13 protein-coding genes and 2 pseudogenes are annotated in these 14,586 nt (G+C 69.7%); 7 read left to right on the forward strand and 8 right to left on the reverse strand.

Features of this window, described 5'->3' with window-relative positions; all coding sequences use genetic code 11:
- Nucleotides 1-1,478: pseudogene (locus G6N20_RS12610) on the reverse strand (NAD(P)H-quinone dehydrogenase); the annotation flags it as partial.
- Nucleotides 1,479-1,780: 302 nt separating this feature from the next.
- On the opposite strand from G6N20_RS12610, the gene G6N20_RS12615 reads away from it, so the two are divergent.
- Complete coding sequence (locus G6N20_RS12615) at nucleotides 1,781-2,260, forward strand: gamma-glutamylcyclotransferase (protein WP_083048679.1); 480 nt, start codon at nucleotides 1,781-1,783, stop codon at nucleotides 2,258-2,260.
- Between the two features lie 230 nt (nucleotides 2,261-2,490).
- On the opposite strand, the gene G6N20_RS12620 is transcribed toward G6N20_RS12615, so the two are convergent.
- From G6N20_RS12620 to G6N20_RS21295, 3 genes and pseudogenes are all read right to left on the reverse strand, one after another.
- The gene (locus G6N20_RS12620) at nucleotides 2,491-2,817 is read right to left on the reverse strand and encodes a hypothetical protein (protein WP_197745477.1); all 327 of its coding nucleotides are present in this window, start codon (nucleotides 2,815-2,817) and stop codon (nucleotides 2,491-2,493) included.
- Nucleotides 2,818-3,662: 845 nt separating this feature from the next.
- Entirely contained in the window at nucleotides 3,663-4,832 is a 1,170-nt protein-coding gene (locus G6N20_RS12625; RefSeq protein ID WP_083048684.1) for a M20 family metallopeptidase, read from the reverse strand.
- Nucleotides 4,829-4,945, reverse strand: a pseudogene (locus G6N20_RS21295) (hypothetical protein); the annotation flags it as partial. The pseudogene G6N20_RS21295 and the gene G6N20_RS12625, both read right to left, overlap by 4 nt.
- Nucleotides 4,946-5,186: 241 nt before the next feature.
- Between G6N20_RS21295 and G6N20_RS12635 the strand changes: the two are divergent.
- Together G6N20_RS12635 and G6N20_RS12640 are read left to right on the forward strand one after the other, a co-directional pair.
- Entirely contained in the window at nucleotides 5,187-5,993 is an 807-nt protein-coding gene (locus tag G6N20_RS12635) for a purine-nucleoside phosphorylase (RefSeq protein ID WP_083048688.1), read from the forward strand.
- A 3-nt stretch (nucleotides 5,994-5,996) separates the two neighbouring features.
- A complete protein-coding gene (locus tag G6N20_RS12640; RefSeq protein ID WP_083048690.1) occupies nucleotides 5,997-7,589 on the forward strand; it encodes a phospho-sugar mutase in 1,593 nt (530 codons plus the stop codon).
- A gap of 1 nt (nucleotide 7,590) precedes the next feature.
- Here the strand turns inward: G6N20_RS12640 and upp are convergent, their stop codons facing one another.
- Nucleotides 7,591-8,214, reverse strand: a complete 624-nt coding sequence (gene upp, locus G6N20_RS12645; RefSeq protein ID WP_083048693.1) for a uracil phosphoribosyltransferase — start codon at nucleotides 8,212-8,214, stop codon at nucleotides 7,591-7,593.
- 93 nt (nucleotides 8,215-8,307) lie between these two features.
- Here upp and G6N20_RS12650 point away from each other — a divergent pair, with 93 nt between their 5' ends.
- The gene (locus G6N20_RS12650) at nucleotides 8,308-9,207 is read left to right on the forward strand and encodes an alkaline phosphatase family protein (RefSeq protein ID WP_142272050.1); all 900 of its coding nucleotides are present in this window, start codon (nucleotides 8,308-8,310) and stop codon (nucleotides 9,205-9,207) included.
- A 54-nt stretch (nucleotides 9,208-9,261) separates the two neighbouring features.
- Nucleotides 9,262-10,536, forward strand: coding sequence for a protein export chaperone SatS (gene satS / locus G6N20_RS12655; protein WP_083048739.1), 1,275 nt, complete (start codon nucleotides 9,262-9,264; stop codon nucleotides 10,534-10,536).
- Nucleotides 10,537-10,739: 203 nt separating this feature from the next.
- On the opposite strand, the gene G6N20_RS12660 is transcribed toward satS, so the two are convergent.
- From G6N20_RS12660 to G6N20_RS12670, 3 genes are read right to left on the reverse strand one after another with little or no spacing between them, the layout of a single operon-like run.
- On the reverse strand, nucleotides 10,740-11,828 hold the full coding sequence (locus G6N20_RS12660) for an adenosine deaminase (RefSeq protein WP_083048697.1): 1,089 nt from the start codon (nucleotides 11,826-11,828) through the stop codon (nucleotides 10,740-10,742).
- Entirely contained in the window at nucleotides 11,825-13,126 is a 1,302-nt protein-coding gene (locus G6N20_RS12665; protein ID WP_083048700.1) for a thymidine phosphorylase, read from the reverse strand. Before G6N20_RS12665 ends, G6N20_RS12660 begins: the two co-directional genes overlap by 4 nt.
- Complete coding sequence (locus G6N20_RS12670) at nucleotides 13,123-13,524, reverse strand: cytidine deaminase (RefSeq protein WP_083048703.1); 402 nt, start codon at nucleotides 13,522-13,524, stop codon at nucleotides 13,123-13,125. Before G6N20_RS12670 ends, G6N20_RS12665 begins: the two co-directional genes overlap by 4 nt.
- Before the next feature lie 253 nt (nucleotides 13,525-13,777).
- Between G6N20_RS12670 and sdhC the strand changes: the two genes are divergently transcribed.
- Together sdhC and G6N20_RS12680 are read left to right on the forward strand one after the other, a co-directional pair.
- Complete coding sequence (sdhC, locus tag G6N20_RS12675) at nucleotides 13,778-14,116, forward strand: succinate dehydrogenase, cytochrome b556 subunit (RefSeq protein ID WP_232065337.1); 339 nt, start codon at nucleotides 13,778-13,780, stop codon at nucleotides 14,114-14,116.
- Nucleotides 14,113-14,583, forward strand: a complete 471-nt coding sequence (locus G6N20_RS12680; protein ID WP_083048709.1) for a succinate dehydrogenase hydrophobic membrane anchor subunit — start codon at nucleotides 14,113-14,115, stop codon at nucleotides 14,581-14,583. The genes sdhC and G6N20_RS12680 overlap by 4 nt, the downstream gene beginning before the upstream one ends.
- The last annotated feature ends 3 nt before the right edge of the window (nucleotides 14,584-14,586 follow it).

Here is a 14,586-nt window from a genome sequence, read left to right on the forward strand (position 1 = left end):
GCTACTTGTCGGTAGGCGTTGCTGAGCCAAGGTTAGTTCTTCTGGGGTTCCTGGGTTGGCCTTCAGTCCAGATCGTCGTGCGCCATCAGCCGGCGGGCGGCCTCGGTGATCGACCCCGACAACGACGGGTAAACGGCGAGTGTCTGGGCCAACTCGTTGACGGTGATGCGGTTTTGCACGGCTACGGCGATCGGCAGGATCAACTCCGACGCGATCGGCGCCACCACCACTCCGCCGATCACCACACCGGTGGACCGCCGGCAGAAGATTTTAACGAAACCTTGCCGCAGTCCCGACATTTTCGCCCGGGCGTTGGTCCGCAACGGCAGCATGATGGTCCGGGCGGTGACCGACCCGTCGTCGATGGCCGATTGCGGCACCCCGACGGCGGCGATCTCCGGCCGGGTGAACACCGTGGCCGCGACCGTGCGCAACCGGATCGGGCTGACACCCTCGCCCAGGGCGTGATACATCGCGATGCGGCCCTGCATCGCGGCGACCGACGCCAACGGCAACAGGCCGGTGCAGTCGCCGGCGGCGTAGATGCCGGGCACCGACGTCCGCGACACGCGGTCCACGGTCAGGTAGTTGCCGGGCCCCAGCTCGATGCCGACCCGTTCCAGGCCCAGATCGCTGGTGTTGGGCACCGACCCGATGGTCATCAGGGCGTGGCTGCCCTCGACGGTGCGGCCGTCGACCATGGTGACCAAGACCCCGGTGTCGGTGCGGGTGACCGATTCGGCGCGGGCATTCTTGAACAGCCGCACGCCGCGCTCGGCGAACGACTCTTCCAGGACCAGCGCGGCGTCGGCGTCCTCGTACGGCAGCACCCGGTCCCGGCTGGCCACCACCGTCACCTGCACACCCAATTCGGTGTAGGCATGCACGAATTCGGCACCGGTGACCCCCGAGCCCACCACGATGAGGTGGTGGGGCAGCGCCTCGAGGTCGTAGAGCTGCCGCCACGTCAGGATGCGCTCACCGTCGGGCTCGGCCGCGGGCAGTACCCGCGGGCTGGCGCCGGTGGCGATCAGCACCACGTCGGCTTCGTGTTCGTTGGTGGAGCCGTCCGGGGCGGTGGACTTGACGCGGTGGCGCGCCAGCCCGGGGCTGGGGTCGATCAATTCGGCCCGGCCGGCGATCACGTCGACCCCCATGCTGAGCAGCTGCCCTCTGATGTCGGCCGACTGCTGTGCGGCCAGCGTCTTGACCCGGGCGTGGATTTGCGGCAACGAGATCTTGGCGTCGTCGATGTCGATGTCGAAGCCCAAACGCTGGGCTCGACGCAGCTCGGTGCGCAAACCCGTGGACGCGATGAACGTCTTTGACGGCACGCAGTCATCGAGCACGGCGGCGCCGCCGATGCCGTCGGAGTCGATCACCGTGACCTGGACCGATTCGGGCCGTGCGGTGGCTGCGACGAGGGCGGCCTCGTAGCCGGCTGGGCCGCCACCGAGGATCACGATGCGGGTCACCACAGGCTTAACCTAGCCCGGCGACGATGCAGACCGCGGAGCGGTCTGAGGAGAAGCCGGGCAATCGGGCACAGCCCGGCGACGATGCAGACCGCGGAGCGGTCTGAGGAGAAGCCGGGCAATCGGGCACAGCCCGGCGACGATGCAGACCGCGGAGCGGTCTGAGGAGAAGCCGGGCAATCGGGCACAGCCCGGCGACGATGCAGACCGCGGAGCGGTCTGAGGTGGGGGCACCCCCAGTTGTGCAGCGACGAGGGGGCTATCGGGTGGAAACCGCACCGGCGGGTGCCGTCTAAGCTTTCCCCGTGCCGCTCTACGCCGCCTACGGATCGAACATGGATCCCGAGCAGATGCTGAAGCGCGCACCCCACTCACCGATGGCCGGGACCGGCTGGTTGCCCGGGTGGCGCTTGACGTTCGGCGGCGAAGACATCGGCTGGGAAGGGGCATTGGCCACCATCGTCGAGGACCCGGAGTCCAGGGTGTTCGTCGTGCTCTACGACATGACACCCGCCGACGAGGCGAACCTTGATCGCTGGGAGGGCTCCGAGTTCGGCATCCACAAGAAGATCCGGTGCCGCGTGGAACGCATATCGTCGGACACCACAACCGATCCGGTGCTGGCGTGGCTCTACGTCCTGGATGCCTGGGAGGGTGGCCTGCCGTCGGCGCGCTATCTCGGCGTGATGGCCGATGCGGCCGAAATCGCGGGCGCACCACCGGATTACGTACATGACCTGCGCACCCGTCCGGCCCGCAACATCGGCCCCGGGACGGTCGTCTAGCCGCTTCCGGCCGCGCGCGTGTTTGTACAGCGACACGCCGGTGCCGCTGGCATTTTGCGGACGCTCGCGACCGCTGTCATGCGGCTCGTCGAAGATGCGTCGCCAGCCGGCGGATGAGTTCGCCACGCCGGTACCTGACTCCTCGGCGATGATCGGCGCGACCACCCATCCCAATTCTGCAAGTCACCACGCCGCGACGGCCAAACTGCTGGTTGACCGCCTGCTGCAGCTCAGCGCGACTGCACGTGCGGCTGCGCAGGGCGGCCGTCCAGCGTCGCCAAAGCGCGGGGCCGACGCAGGCCACGGGCCACCTCAACGCCCGTCCACGCGGGCGTCGTGGCCGGCCGTCCCGCGACCAGGCTCACCGGCGCGCCCTCGCGCCGGTAAACGAGCAGGCCGTCGGTGGAGCGCAAGCGCCGACCGCCGGGATTGAGGACGTGCAGGTCGGCGGTGCCTTCGGCATCGAGACCATACGCAGCCGACGCGGTGCCCATGCAGACCGCCACCGTCGTGCCGGTCGCCACATCAATCCCGTGCGGCCGCGGCCCGGTGGTCACTTCCCCGCGGCCGTAGAAGCCATGCCAATCTTCTGCGATGCACCGTCGTTCAGCTAGATGAGTGATTCCCAAGCTAAGTGGTCCCGCTCGTAAGTTCGTTGGAGGTCGGAACCAGGGTGGCCCCGTGTGTCGCGGCTTTTGGCGAGCCGGTGGGCAAGGTGGACGTTTCCTGTTGTCTGACCCGCCTCACCGTTTCGGTACGGCAGGCGTATGCGATGTGCCCGCCGTCGAGCGACAACCGTGGCTGTCGCTTGAAGGCGGGCACGTTGTATGCCGGCGGTACCGGGTACACGTGGGGCAGATGAGGAAGGTGTGACGCCTGGAGCGGCCTGTCAGAACGCCGAGACCCCCGAGGACCTTACGGGCAAGACCACTTAGCGGAGTCAGTTTCGCCCAGCCGACCAGCTCCGAACGTTTCACGGTCTTGCACGGGGCGGGGCCAGGTGCCGCACGGTATCGGGGTGCCGTCGACCAGGCGCAGCTCGTCGAACCATGACAGACACCGGGTTGCCAGATACAGCAGGGTCTTGTTGATCAACGGTGCCGCCGCTTTGATCCGCGTGTGGTAGCCGGGCTGCGTGGGCAGATACGAGACCAGGTGCCTGAGCCGGCCGTAACACATTCGGATCCAATGGTGTTGCGAGCAAGCGCCGAGCAGGACCTGCGCCACGGCCAACCACACCAGTTCGGCGTCAGTGAGCCGCGGTGAGGAATGTCAACGCCTGGGCAGAGGTAACGACTTTGCCTTGGGCGTCGAGCAACCTGCTGAGTTCGGGATGCATGCCGGCGATCGTCGGCGCGCGGCGTGTTTCCCACAATTCACCTGGCGAGCGTCCGCAGCGCGATCAAAAAGCGGCGGCCTGCTCGACGATGTTGACCATCACCCGCACCCCGATGCCCAGCGCCCGCTCGTCGAGGTCGAACGTCGGCTGATGCAGGTCCAGCTGCAGTCCCTGGCCCGACCACACCCCCAGACGCGCCATGGCGCCGGGAATTTCCTCCAGATACCAGGAGAAGTCCTCGCCGCCGCCGGACTGCCGGGTATCGGCCAGCACATCCGGGCCGAGGGCTTCGATCGCGTGGGTGAGGATGCGTGTCGAGACCTCCTCGTTGACCACCGGCGGCACGCCGCGCCGGTAGTGCAGCGTGTGTTCGATGGCCAGCGGCGACAGCAGGCCCGCGACGGCCTCGCGGATCATCTCCTCCAGATCGACCCAGGTATGCCGGCTGGCGGTGCGGACGGTGCCGGCCAGCGCGCCGGTCTGTGGAATGGCGTTGGGGGCCACGCCCGCATTGACCGCGCCCCACACCAGCACGGTGCTATTGCGTGGGTCGATGCGGCGCGACAACACCCCGGGCAGGCCGGTGATCAGCGTGCCGAGCGCGTAGACCAGGTCGGCGGTCAGGTGGGGACGCGAGGTGTGCCCACCGGGTGAATACAGCGTGATCTCTATTTGGTCGGCCGCCGAGGTGATGGGGCCCTGCCGGACAGCGACCTTTCCCACTTCGAGTCGAGGATCGCAGTGCAACGCGAAAATCCGCGTCACCCCGGTCAACACTCCGGCCGCGATCGCGTCGATGGCCCCGCCGGGCATCAGCTCCTCGGCGGCCTGGAAGATCAGCCGCACCCCGACCGGAAGTTCGGGCACCGACGACAACGCCAGCGCGGTACCCAGCAGGATCGCGGTGTGCGCGTCATGGCCACACGCGTGCGCGACGTTGGGCATCGTCGAGGCGTAGGGCGCCCCGGTCCGCTCGGCCATCGGCAGCGCGTCCATGTCGGCGCGCAGCGCGATCCTCGGCCGATGTTCGGGGCCGACGTCGCAGGTCAGACCCGTCCCACCGGGGAGCACCTTGGGGTTGAGCCCGGCGTCGGCCAGCCGCTCGGCGACGAACTGCGTGGTGGCGTATTCCTGACGGCCCAACTCCGGATAGCGGTGGAAGTGCCGGCGCCAGCCGACCAGGTCGTCGTGGTGGGCGGCCAGCCAGGACTCGGCGCTGTCGACCAGGCTCATGCCGCCGCCCTGCGCGGTTGCGCGGCCGGCACCCGGTCACGCTCGTCGGGGGTCTGGGCGAGCCGGACAATGGTGCGCGCTGGCGTGATGGCGTCGTCGACGACCGCGTGGGGCAGCGCGGCGTGGCCCGGGATGACGTTGGCCACGTGCCGACCGTCGGTCACGCTGCCGGCCTGCAGCATCAGCGCCTTGCCGGCCACCTCGGCCAGCTCATCGCCGCGGCGCCGGACGACGCCCTCGACGGCGTCCAGGGCGCTGCGGGCGGGCATCTTCGCAGTATCTCATCGACGTGCAGCGGCGCTGATCCGCGCGCAGCTGCCGGGGCGGCTGCTCGCCTCGCTAGGCTTCCCCGGTGTGACCGCCCCGTCGCCCGATCCCGGCGAACTCGCGCGCCGGGCGGCGCGGGTCATCGCCGAACGCACCGGAGAAGGCGCGCACGATGTCGCGGTCGTGCTCGGATCCGGCTGGTCGGCGGCCGTTGCCGCGCTGGGCGCCCCCACCGCCGTGCTGCCCCAGGCCGAGCTGCCCGGGTTCACCCGGCCACGCGCGGCCGGGCACGCCGGCGAGCTGTTGTCGGTACGCATCGGTGAGCACCGGGTGCTGGTGTTGGCCGGACGCATCCACCCCTACGAGGGGCATGAGCTGCAGCACGTCGTGCACCCGGTTCGGGCGGCGTGCGCGGCCGGGGCGCGGATCGTCGTGCTCACCAACGCGGCGGGCGGGCTGCGTCCGGACATGCGGGTCGGGCAGCCGGTGCTGATCAGCGATCACCTGAACCTGACCGCGCGGTCGCCGCTGCTTGGCGCCCAGTTCGTCGACCTGACCGACGCCTACGCACCGCGACTGCGCGGGCTCGCTCGCCAGGCCGACCCCGAGCTCACCGAGGGCGTGTACGCGGGCGTGCCGGGGCCGCACTACGAGACGCCCGCCGAGATCCGGATGCTGCGGACGCTGGGCGCCGACCTGGTGGGTATGTCGACCGTCCATGAGACCATCGCCGCCCGCGCGGCCGGCGCCGAGGTGCTGGGCGTTTCGCTGGTGACCAACCTGGCCGCCGGGATCACCGGGGAGCCGCTAAGCCACGCCGAGGTGCTTGCCGCCGGGGCGGCGTCGGCGGCCCGGATCGGCTCGCTGCTGGCCGACGTGATCGCCCGGTGCTGAGCCGTGACACCGCACGACTGGATCGCGCACGACCCCGACCCGCGGGCCGCCGCCGAGCTCGCGGCGTGTGACCCCGAGGAGCTCGCGGCCCGATTCGCCCACCCGCTCAGGTTCGGCACCGCGGGGTTGCGCGGGCCGATGCGCGGTGGACCGGACGCGATGAACCTGGCGGTGGTGTTGCGCGCCGCCTGGGCGCTGGCGCGGGTGCTCACGCGGCGGGCCCACCCGAGCCCGGCGACCGTGATCGTGGGACGCGACGCCCGGCACGGCTCGGCGGCCTTCGCCACGGCCGCGGCCGAAGTGCTTGCCGCCGACGGGTTTTCCGTACTGTTGCTGCCCGACCCGGTGCCCACGCCGGTGGTTGCGTTCGCGGTGCGGCAGACCGGTGCCGCGGCCGGGGTACAGATCACCGCCTCACACAATCCGGCCAGCGACAACGGCTACAAGGTGTATCTCGAGGGCGGCCTGCAGATCGTCTCCCCCACCGACCGGCGGATCGAAGCCGCGATGGCCACCGCTCCGCCGGCCGACCAGATCGCCCGCACGACGGTCCACCCCGCCGGCGCCGAGCTGGTGGACCGCTACATCCGCCGCGCCGCCGGGGTCCGCCGGTGCACCGGTTCGGTGCGGGTGGCCCTGACCCCGATGCACGGGGTGGGCGGCGCGATAGCCGTCGAGACGCTTCGGCGCGCCGGCTTTGCCGACGTGCACACCGTTGCGGCGCAGTTCGCGCCGGACCCCGACTTTCCCACCGTGGCGTTCCCGAACCCCGAGGAGCCCGGCGCTACCGACGCATTGCTTGCCCTGGCCGCTGACGTCGGTGCCGACGTCGCGATCGCGCTGGACCCCGACGCGGACCGGTGCGCTGTCGGGATACCCACGGGCTCCGGCTGGCGGATGCTGTCCGGCGACGAAACCGGTTGGCTGCTAGGCGATTACATCTTGTCGCAACCCCAGGCCGACCCGGCCGACACCAGGATAGTGGCTAGCACGGTGGTGTCCTCGCGGATGCTGGCGGCGATCGCCGCACGTCACGGCGCGGTCCACGTCGAGACCCGCACCGGCTTCAAATGGCTGGCGCGCGCCGACGCGAACCTGCCCAACGGCAAGCTGGTCTACGCCTACGAGGAGGCGATCGGGCACTGCGTCGACCCCGATGCCGTGCGAGACAAGGACGGCATCAGCGCCGCGGTCCTGGTGTGCGACCTGGCGGCCGCCGTGCAGAGGCAGCGTCGTTCGGTGTCCGACCTGCTGGACGAGCTCGCCCGCCGCCACGGGGTGCATCAGGGTGCCGCGGTGTCGCGTCGCATCGCCGACGCCGACGAGGCCGCGGCGCTGATGGCGCGGCTGCGGGCGGCTCCCCCGGACCGGCTGGCCGGGTTCGCCGCGACCATCACCGACATCACCGACGCGCTGATCTTCACCGGCGGCGGCGACGACGCCTGGGCCCGGGTGGTGGTGCGGCCCTCGGGTACCGAACCGAAGCTGAAGTGTTACGTGGAGGTTGGTTGCCCGGTGACCGAAGACCTGGCCGCCGCGCGGGAGCGGGCCGATGCGCTCCGCGCCGAGCTGGTCCACTCGGTGTGGGACTGGTGATTCAGCGCGGGCCGAACTGGCGGTCGCCGGCATCGCCGAGACCCGGCACGATATAGGCGATCTCGTTGAGCCCGTCGTCGATGGCCGCGGTGACCAACCGTACGTTCGGCGCCGCCTGCTCCAGGGCCGCGATCCCCTCCGGCGCCGCCACCACACACAGCACGGTGATGTCCGTGGCCCCCCGGCCCAGCAACAGGCCGACGGTGTGCGTCATCGACCCCCCGGTGGCCAGCATGGGGTCCAGGACCATGACCGGCAGGTCGGTCAGATCGTCGGGCAGCGATTCTAGATAGGGCACCGGACGGTGGGTTTGCTCGTCGCGGGCGACACCGACAAAGCCGACGCGCGCTTCCGGCAGCGCGGCGTGCGCCTCGTCGACCATGCCCAGCCCGGCCCGCAGCACGGGAACCAGCAGAGGCGGTTTGGCCAGCCGCGATCCGACGGTCTCGGCCAGCGGCGTGCGGATCGGGACCGGCGCACTGGGCGCATCGCGGGTGGCCTCGTAGACCAGGATCAGCGTCAGCTCGCGCAGCGCGGCCCGGAAGGCCGCGTTGTCGGTGCGTTCGTCGCGCAGCGTGGTGAGCCGGGCCGCGGCCAGCGGGTGGTCAATGACGCGCACTTCCACGGGGTGTGACCCTATATAACGATGCGACCTCGTTTCTCGTACAGCCCGCCGATGCCCGTGCGTCCATGACCTGGACGGGCCAGGCCCGCCCATATACTTCCCGGCATGCAAGCCCTCAGACGAGGCCTGGCCGGGGCGCACCGGGCGCTGGCGGTGTTGGGTGCGGTGGCGCTGGCATTATCGGCCGACCCGGTAGGCACCCCGGCTCGCATCGGCCGGGCGGCGGCCGCCCTGCCGACGTTCGCTCACGTGGTGATCGTGGTGGAGGAGAACCGCTCTCAGTCGGCCATCATCGGCAACGGGGAGGCGCCCTTCATCAACGCGTTGGCCGCGGGCGGCGCCATGATGGCCCAGTCGTTCGCCGAAACGCACCCCAGCGAACCGAACTATCTGGCGCTGTTCGCCGGCGACACCTTCGGATTGACGAAAAACGTGTGCCCGGTCGACGGCGGCACCATGCCCAACCTGGCCTCGGAGCTGCTCGCCGCTGGGCACACGTTCGTCGGCTACGCCGAAGATCTGCCGGCGGTCGGATCCACCGTCTGCGCCGCGGGTAAATATGGGCGCAAGCATGTGCCCTGGGTCAACTTCAGCAACGTCCCGCCGACGCTCTCGGTGCCGTTTTCTGCGTTCCCGCCGCCGGCGAACTACCCGAGCCTGCCGACCGTGTCGTTCGTCATCCCCAACAACGACAACAACATGCACGACGGCTCGATCGCCCGGGGCGACGCCTGGCTGAACCGCCACCTGTCCGCCTACGCCGACTGGTCCAGGGCCAACAACAGCCTGCTGATCGTGACCTGGGACGAGGACGACCACAGCAGCCGCAACCAGATCCCGACGGTGTTCTACGGCGCCCACGTGCGGCCCGGCACCTACCAGGAGGCCATCAACCATTACAACGTGCTCGCCACGCTGGAGCAGATGTATGGGCTACCCAAGACGGGTCATGCGGCGAATGCTTCACCCATCGTGGACATCTGGGCCCCGTAACCGCTGTCGGGCCGACTGCCGGTGGACCCGGCGGCCGTCGCTATTCTGTGCCGCATGGCTGCTGACCTCGTGCCCATCCGCCTGAGCCTGTCCGAGGGCGACCGCTACACGCTGTGGGCACCCCGGTGGCGCGATGCCGGCGACGAGTGGGAAGCGTTCCTGGGTAAGGGCGACGAGCTGTATGCCTTCCAGAGCGTGGCTGACCTGGTCGCATTCGTGCGCTCCGGCACCGACAACGACCTGGTGGACCACCCGGCGTGGCCGGATCTGACCGAGGCGCACGCGCACGCCTTCGATCCGGCCGAGGACCGGCGTTTCGATCTGGTGGTCGTCGAGGAGTTGCTGGCGGACAAGCCGACCGAGAAGTCGGTGGCCGCGCTGGCCGCCACGCTGGCGATCGTGTCGTCCATCGGGGAGGTGTGCGAGCGGGCGGCGATATCGAAGTTTTTCAACGGGAACCCGACCCTGGGCACGGTGTCCGGCGGAATCGACTACTTCACCGGCAAGGCCGGCCGGAAGCGCTGGAACTCGATCGCCGAGATCATCGCGCGCGGCTGGGACGACGTGCTTGCGGCCATCGACGAGGTCGTCACCACCCCCGACGTCGACGCCGACCTGGCGGCCAGGGCCGCCGACGAATTGGCCGAGGAACCCGCGGCAGAACTGCAGCCCGAGGGCGGCGACGCGACCGGCGAGGAGTCCGTGGACGAGGCGGCTGCCGATGACGCCGAGGAGGACGACGAGTCCCGCGCGGCCGGCGACACCGTGGTGCTGGGCGGCGACAAGGACTTCTGGTCGCAGGTGGGTATCGACCCGATCCAGATCATGACGGGTGCCGGCACGTTTTATACGCTGCGCTGCTACCTGGACGACCGGCCGATCTTTTTGGGCCGCAATGGTCGGATCAGCGTGTTCAGCTCCGAGCGGGCGCTGGCGCGCTACCTGGCCGACGAGCACGACCACGACCTGTCGGATTTGAGCACCTACGACGACATCCGCGCCGCAGCCACCGACGGCTCGTTGAAGGTGGAGATCACCGACGACAACGTCTACGTGCTCAGCGGGCTGGCCGACGATCTGGCCGAGGGTCCCGACGCGGTGGATCGCGAGCAGCTCGACCTGGCCGTCGAGCTGTTGCGCGATATCGGTGACTACTCGCAGGAGAGCACGGTCGACAAGGCACTCGATTCCGGCAAGCCGCTGGGCAAACTGGTCGCCCACGTGCTGGAACCGGGCTCGGTGGGCAAACCCGCGGCGCCGTATGCCGCGGCGGTGCGGGAATGGGAAAAGTTGGAGTCCTTCGTGGAGTCGCGGCTCAGGCGCGAGTAGCGCCGCCAGCCGGCGACGACATGGGGCCTGCGCGTCGCGGCTCAGGCGCGAGTAGCGCCGCCAGCCGGCGACGACATGGGGCCTGCGCGTCGCGGCTCAGGCGCGAGTAGCGCCGCCAGCCGGCGACGACATGGGGCCTGCGCGTCGCGGTGGCCTGTTTGGCGCGGCACCTCACCGGCGCCCGACGTCATGGGAGTCAGCCCCTACCCGATCAGCACCGCGAACCGGGGCTTGATCACCTCGTCGATGATCGCCAGCCGCTCGTCGAACGGAATGAACGCCGACTTCATCGCATTGATGGTGAAACGTTCGAGGTCACTCCAGCCGTAGCCGAATGCCTCGACCAGGCGGTGCATTTCCAGGCTCATCGAGGTATCGCTCATCAGCCGGTTGTCGGTGTTGACGGTCACCCGGAAACGGGTGCGGGCCAACAGGTCGAACGGGTGGTCGGCGATGCTGGCCACCGCGCCGGTCTGCACGTTGGAGCTGGGGCACAGCTCCAACGGGATTCGCTTGTCCCGCAAGATCGACGCCAGCCTGCCCAGCTTCACCGCGCCATCCGGGTCGACGCGGATGTCGTCGACGATACGCACCCCGTGGCCCAGCCGGTCGGCCCCGCAGAAGGCGATCGCCTCGTGAATGGACGGCAGCCCAAACCCCTCACCGGCATGAATGGTGAAGCGCGCGTTGTTGTCCCGCATGTACTCGAAGGCGTCCAGGTGCCTAGTCGGTGGGTGGCCGGCTTCCGCGCCGGCGATGTCGAAGCCGACCACCCCCTTGTCGCGGAACCGGATCGCCAGCTCGGCGATCTCGCGCGACATCGCGGCGTGCCGCATCGCGGTGACCAGACAGCGCACCGTGATGGGGCGGCCCTCGGCGGCACAGGCCTTCTCGCCGGCCGCGAAACCCGCCAGCACGGCATCGACCACACCGTCGAACGACAACCCCCGATTGATGTGCAACTCCGGCGCGAACCGCACCTCGGCATACACCACCGAATCGGCGGCCAGATCTTCCACGCACTCGTAGGCGACCCGGTACAGCGCCTCCGGCGTCTGCATCACCGCGACGGTGTGCGAGAACGGTTCCAGGTAGCGTTCCAGCGAGCGGCTGTGCGACCGGGTGTGAAACCACGTCGCCAGCGCGTCGACGTCGGTGGCCGGCAACCCGTCGTAGCCGATCTGGCCGGCGATGTCCAGCACGCTGGCCGGGCGCAGTCCGCCGTCCAGGTGGTCGTGCAGCAGGGCCTTGGGCGCCTGCCTGATCGTGTGCAGGTTCAACGGGGTGGTCATCCGGTGATCCGATCGAGGATGAGGGGCCTCGGCTCCGGTGGCGTGTCGCCGACGCTCCAACCGCCGTCCAGCTCGGCCAGCGCCGCGCCGAGCCGGTCCGGGGCGTCCGTGTAGAGGGTGAACACCGGGTCCCCGACGGCCACCGGCTGCCCGGGGCGGCGGTGGATTCTCACCCCGGCGCCGTGCTGCACCCGCTCACCCGGGCGGGATCTGCCCGCACCGAGCCGCCATGCCGCCAACCCCACTGCCATCGCGTCGATGTCGCCCATTGTGCCGCCTCGGTGTGCGCGCACGATCTCCGAATGTGCGCCGATCGGCAATGGCGCCGACAGATCCCCGCCCTGGGCGGCTATCAACCGGCGGAACCGGTCCATCGCGGTGCCGTCCTGCAGCGTGTGCGCGGGGTCGCGGCCGTCGATCCCGGCCAGCGCGAGCATCTCGGCCGCCAACCGCAACGTCAGCGCCACCACATCGGGCGGCCCGCCGCCGGCCAACACCTCGAGGGCCTCGGCAACCTCGAGCGCGTTGCCGACGGTCGAGCCCAACGGGCGGTTCATGTCCGTCAGCAGCGCGTGGGTGGGCACCCCGTGTGCGGTGCCCAGCTCGACCATGGTGTGCGCCAGTTCGCGCGCCTGCGCTTCCGATGTCATGAAGGCCCCGGAGCCGACCTTGACGTCGAGCACCAGCGCGCCCGCCCCCTCGGCCAGCTTCTTGCTCATCACCGAGCTCGCGATCAACGGCACGGATTCGACGGTGCCGGTGACGTCGCGCAGCGCGTAGAGCTTGGCATCGGCGGGTGCCAGCTCGCCGGCGGCGAAGATGGCGGCGCCCACGTCGCGCAGCTGTTCCCGCACTCGGCGGTTGGACAGGTTCGCGGTGAACCCGGCGATGGATTCCAGCTTGTCCAGGGTGCCGCCGGTGTGCCCCAGCCCACGCCCGGACGCTTGCGGCACCGCGCCGCCACAGGCGACCACCACCGGCACCAACGGCAGCGTGATCTTGTCCCCGACGCCGCCGGTGGAGTGCTTATCCACGGTCGCGAGTGGCCTGCCGGCCGCGCGCAGATCGGTGAAATCCAGCCGCGCGCCGGAGGCCACCATGGCCGCGGTCCACCTGGCGATCTCGCCGCGGTCCATGCCGCGCCAGACGATCGCCATCAGCAGCGCCGACATCTGTTCGGCGGCGACCCGGCCGTCGGTGTAGGCCTCGATCACCCAGTCGATCGCGGCATCGGACAGCCGGCCCCCGTCGCGCTTGGTCCGGATGACCGTCGGGGCGTCGAATCCGACGTCGGTCACCGACGTTCCCGGGTCAGGTCGTCGGCACCGAAGGCGTCGGGCAGCAGCTCGCCGAGGCGACGGGGCCCGTTCGGATGGTCGATCAGCAGCTCGGCGCCGCCGTGCTCGAGCAGCACTTGGCGACAGCGCCCGCACGGCATCAGCGGGGACCCGGCCCCGTCGACACACGCCAACGCGAGCAGTCGGCCGCCGCCGGTCGCATACAGCGCGCACACCACGCCGCATTCGGCGCACAACCCAAGGCCGTAGCTGACATTCTCCACGTTGCATCCGGTGACCACACGGCCGTCGTCGACCAGTGCGGCCGCCCCCACTGCCAACCGCGAGTAGGGCGCGTACGCTGCGGCCGATGCCTGGATTGCCTTGTGCCGCAGCATATTCCAATCAACGTCTGGCATTACGCAACCCCGCTCGCCGATGGGCCCACCTCAGCAGGCCCACCCTAACTCCCCAGCGACACGAGCTGCGGATCGGACCGATCGGTACCGTCGGCAACCCGGTCACGTTAAGCTCGATTGCCCGGCTAGAGCTGTGTGACGACGGTTTTTGAAGGCGGTGAGGACTGGGGTGAGTACGCAGGCGACGACCGCGGACCCGGCACCATCGCGCAAGCGGCGACCACCTCGGACGCTGTATCGGGGAGATCCCGGCATGTGGTCTTGGGTTTGCCATCGCATCAGCGGCGCGACCATTTTCTTCTTCTTGTTCGTCCATGTGCTCGACGCCGCGGTGCTGCGGGTGAGTCCGCAGACCTACAACGCGGTGCTGGCGACCTACAAGACCCCCGTTGTCGGCCTGATGGAATACGGCCTGGTGGCCGCGGTGCTGTTCCACGCGCTGAACGGGGTCCGGGTGATCCTGATCGACTTCTGGGCCGACGGCCCCCGCCACCAGCGGCTGATGTTGTGGATCGTGGGCAGCGTCTTCCTGCTGCTGATGGTTCCCGCCGGGGTGGTGGTGGGCGTGCACATCTGGGAGCACCTGCGATGAGCGCGCCCGATCTGCAGCTCGGCCCCGGCCAGCTGGCACCGGTGCGGCAGCGCAGCTACGATCGGCCGGCCAGCCTGGACAATCCGCGGTCGCCCCGGCGGCGCGCCGGCATCCCCAACTTCGAGAAATTCGCGTGGCTGTTCATGCGGTTCTCCGGGATCGTGCTGGTGTTCCTGGCGGTCGGGCACATCTTCATCATGCTGATGTGGGACGACGGCGTGTACCGCCTCGACTTCAACTTCGTGGCGCAGCGCTGGGCGTCCCCATTCTGGCAGACCTGGGACCTGCTGTTGTTGTGGCTGGCGCAGCTGCACGGCGGCAACGGCATCCGCACCATCATCGACGACTACAGCCGCAAGAACAGCACCCGGTTCTGGCTGAACGCGCTGCTGGCGGTGTCGATGACGTTCACGCTGATGCTGGGCACCTACATCCTGGTCACGTTCGACCCGAACATCGGAGGCTGACCG

It is taken from the genome of Mycobacterium shinjukuense, from assembly GCF_010730055.1.
In the GTDB taxonomy this organism is placed as follows: domain Bacteria; phylum Actinomycetota; class Actinomycetes; order Mycobacteriales; family Mycobacteriaceae; genus Mycobacterium; species Mycobacterium shinjukuense.

What these genes read in the sequence shown, in the direction of transcription:
- G6N20_RS12625 (WP_083048684.1), bottom strand. Translation starts at nt 4,832, where the DNA reads ATGAGCCTGGTCGACAGCGCCGAGTCCTGGCTGGCCGCCCACCACGAC.
- satS (WP_083048739.1), top strand. Translation starts at nt 9,262, where the DNA reads ATGGCTGCTGACCTCGTGCCCATCCGCCTGAGCCTGTCCGAGGGCGAC.
- G6N20_RS12660 (WP_083048697.1), bottom strand. Translation starts at nt 11,828, where the DNA reads ATGACCACCCCGTTGAACCTGCACACGATCAGGCAGGCGCCCAAGGCC.
- G6N20_RS12670 (WP_083048703.1), bottom strand. Translation starts at nt 13,524, where the DNA reads ATGCCAGACGTTGATTGGAATATGCTGCGGCACAAGGCAATCCAGGCA.
- sdhC (WP_232065337.1), top strand. Translation starts at nt 13,778, where the DNA reads ATGTGGTCTTGGGTTTGCCATCGCATCAGCGGCGCGACCATTTTCTTC.
- G6N20_RS12680 (WP_083048709.1), top strand. Translation starts at nt 14,113, where the DNA reads ATGAGCGCGCCCGATCTGCAGCTCGGCCCCGGCCAGCTGGCACCGGTG.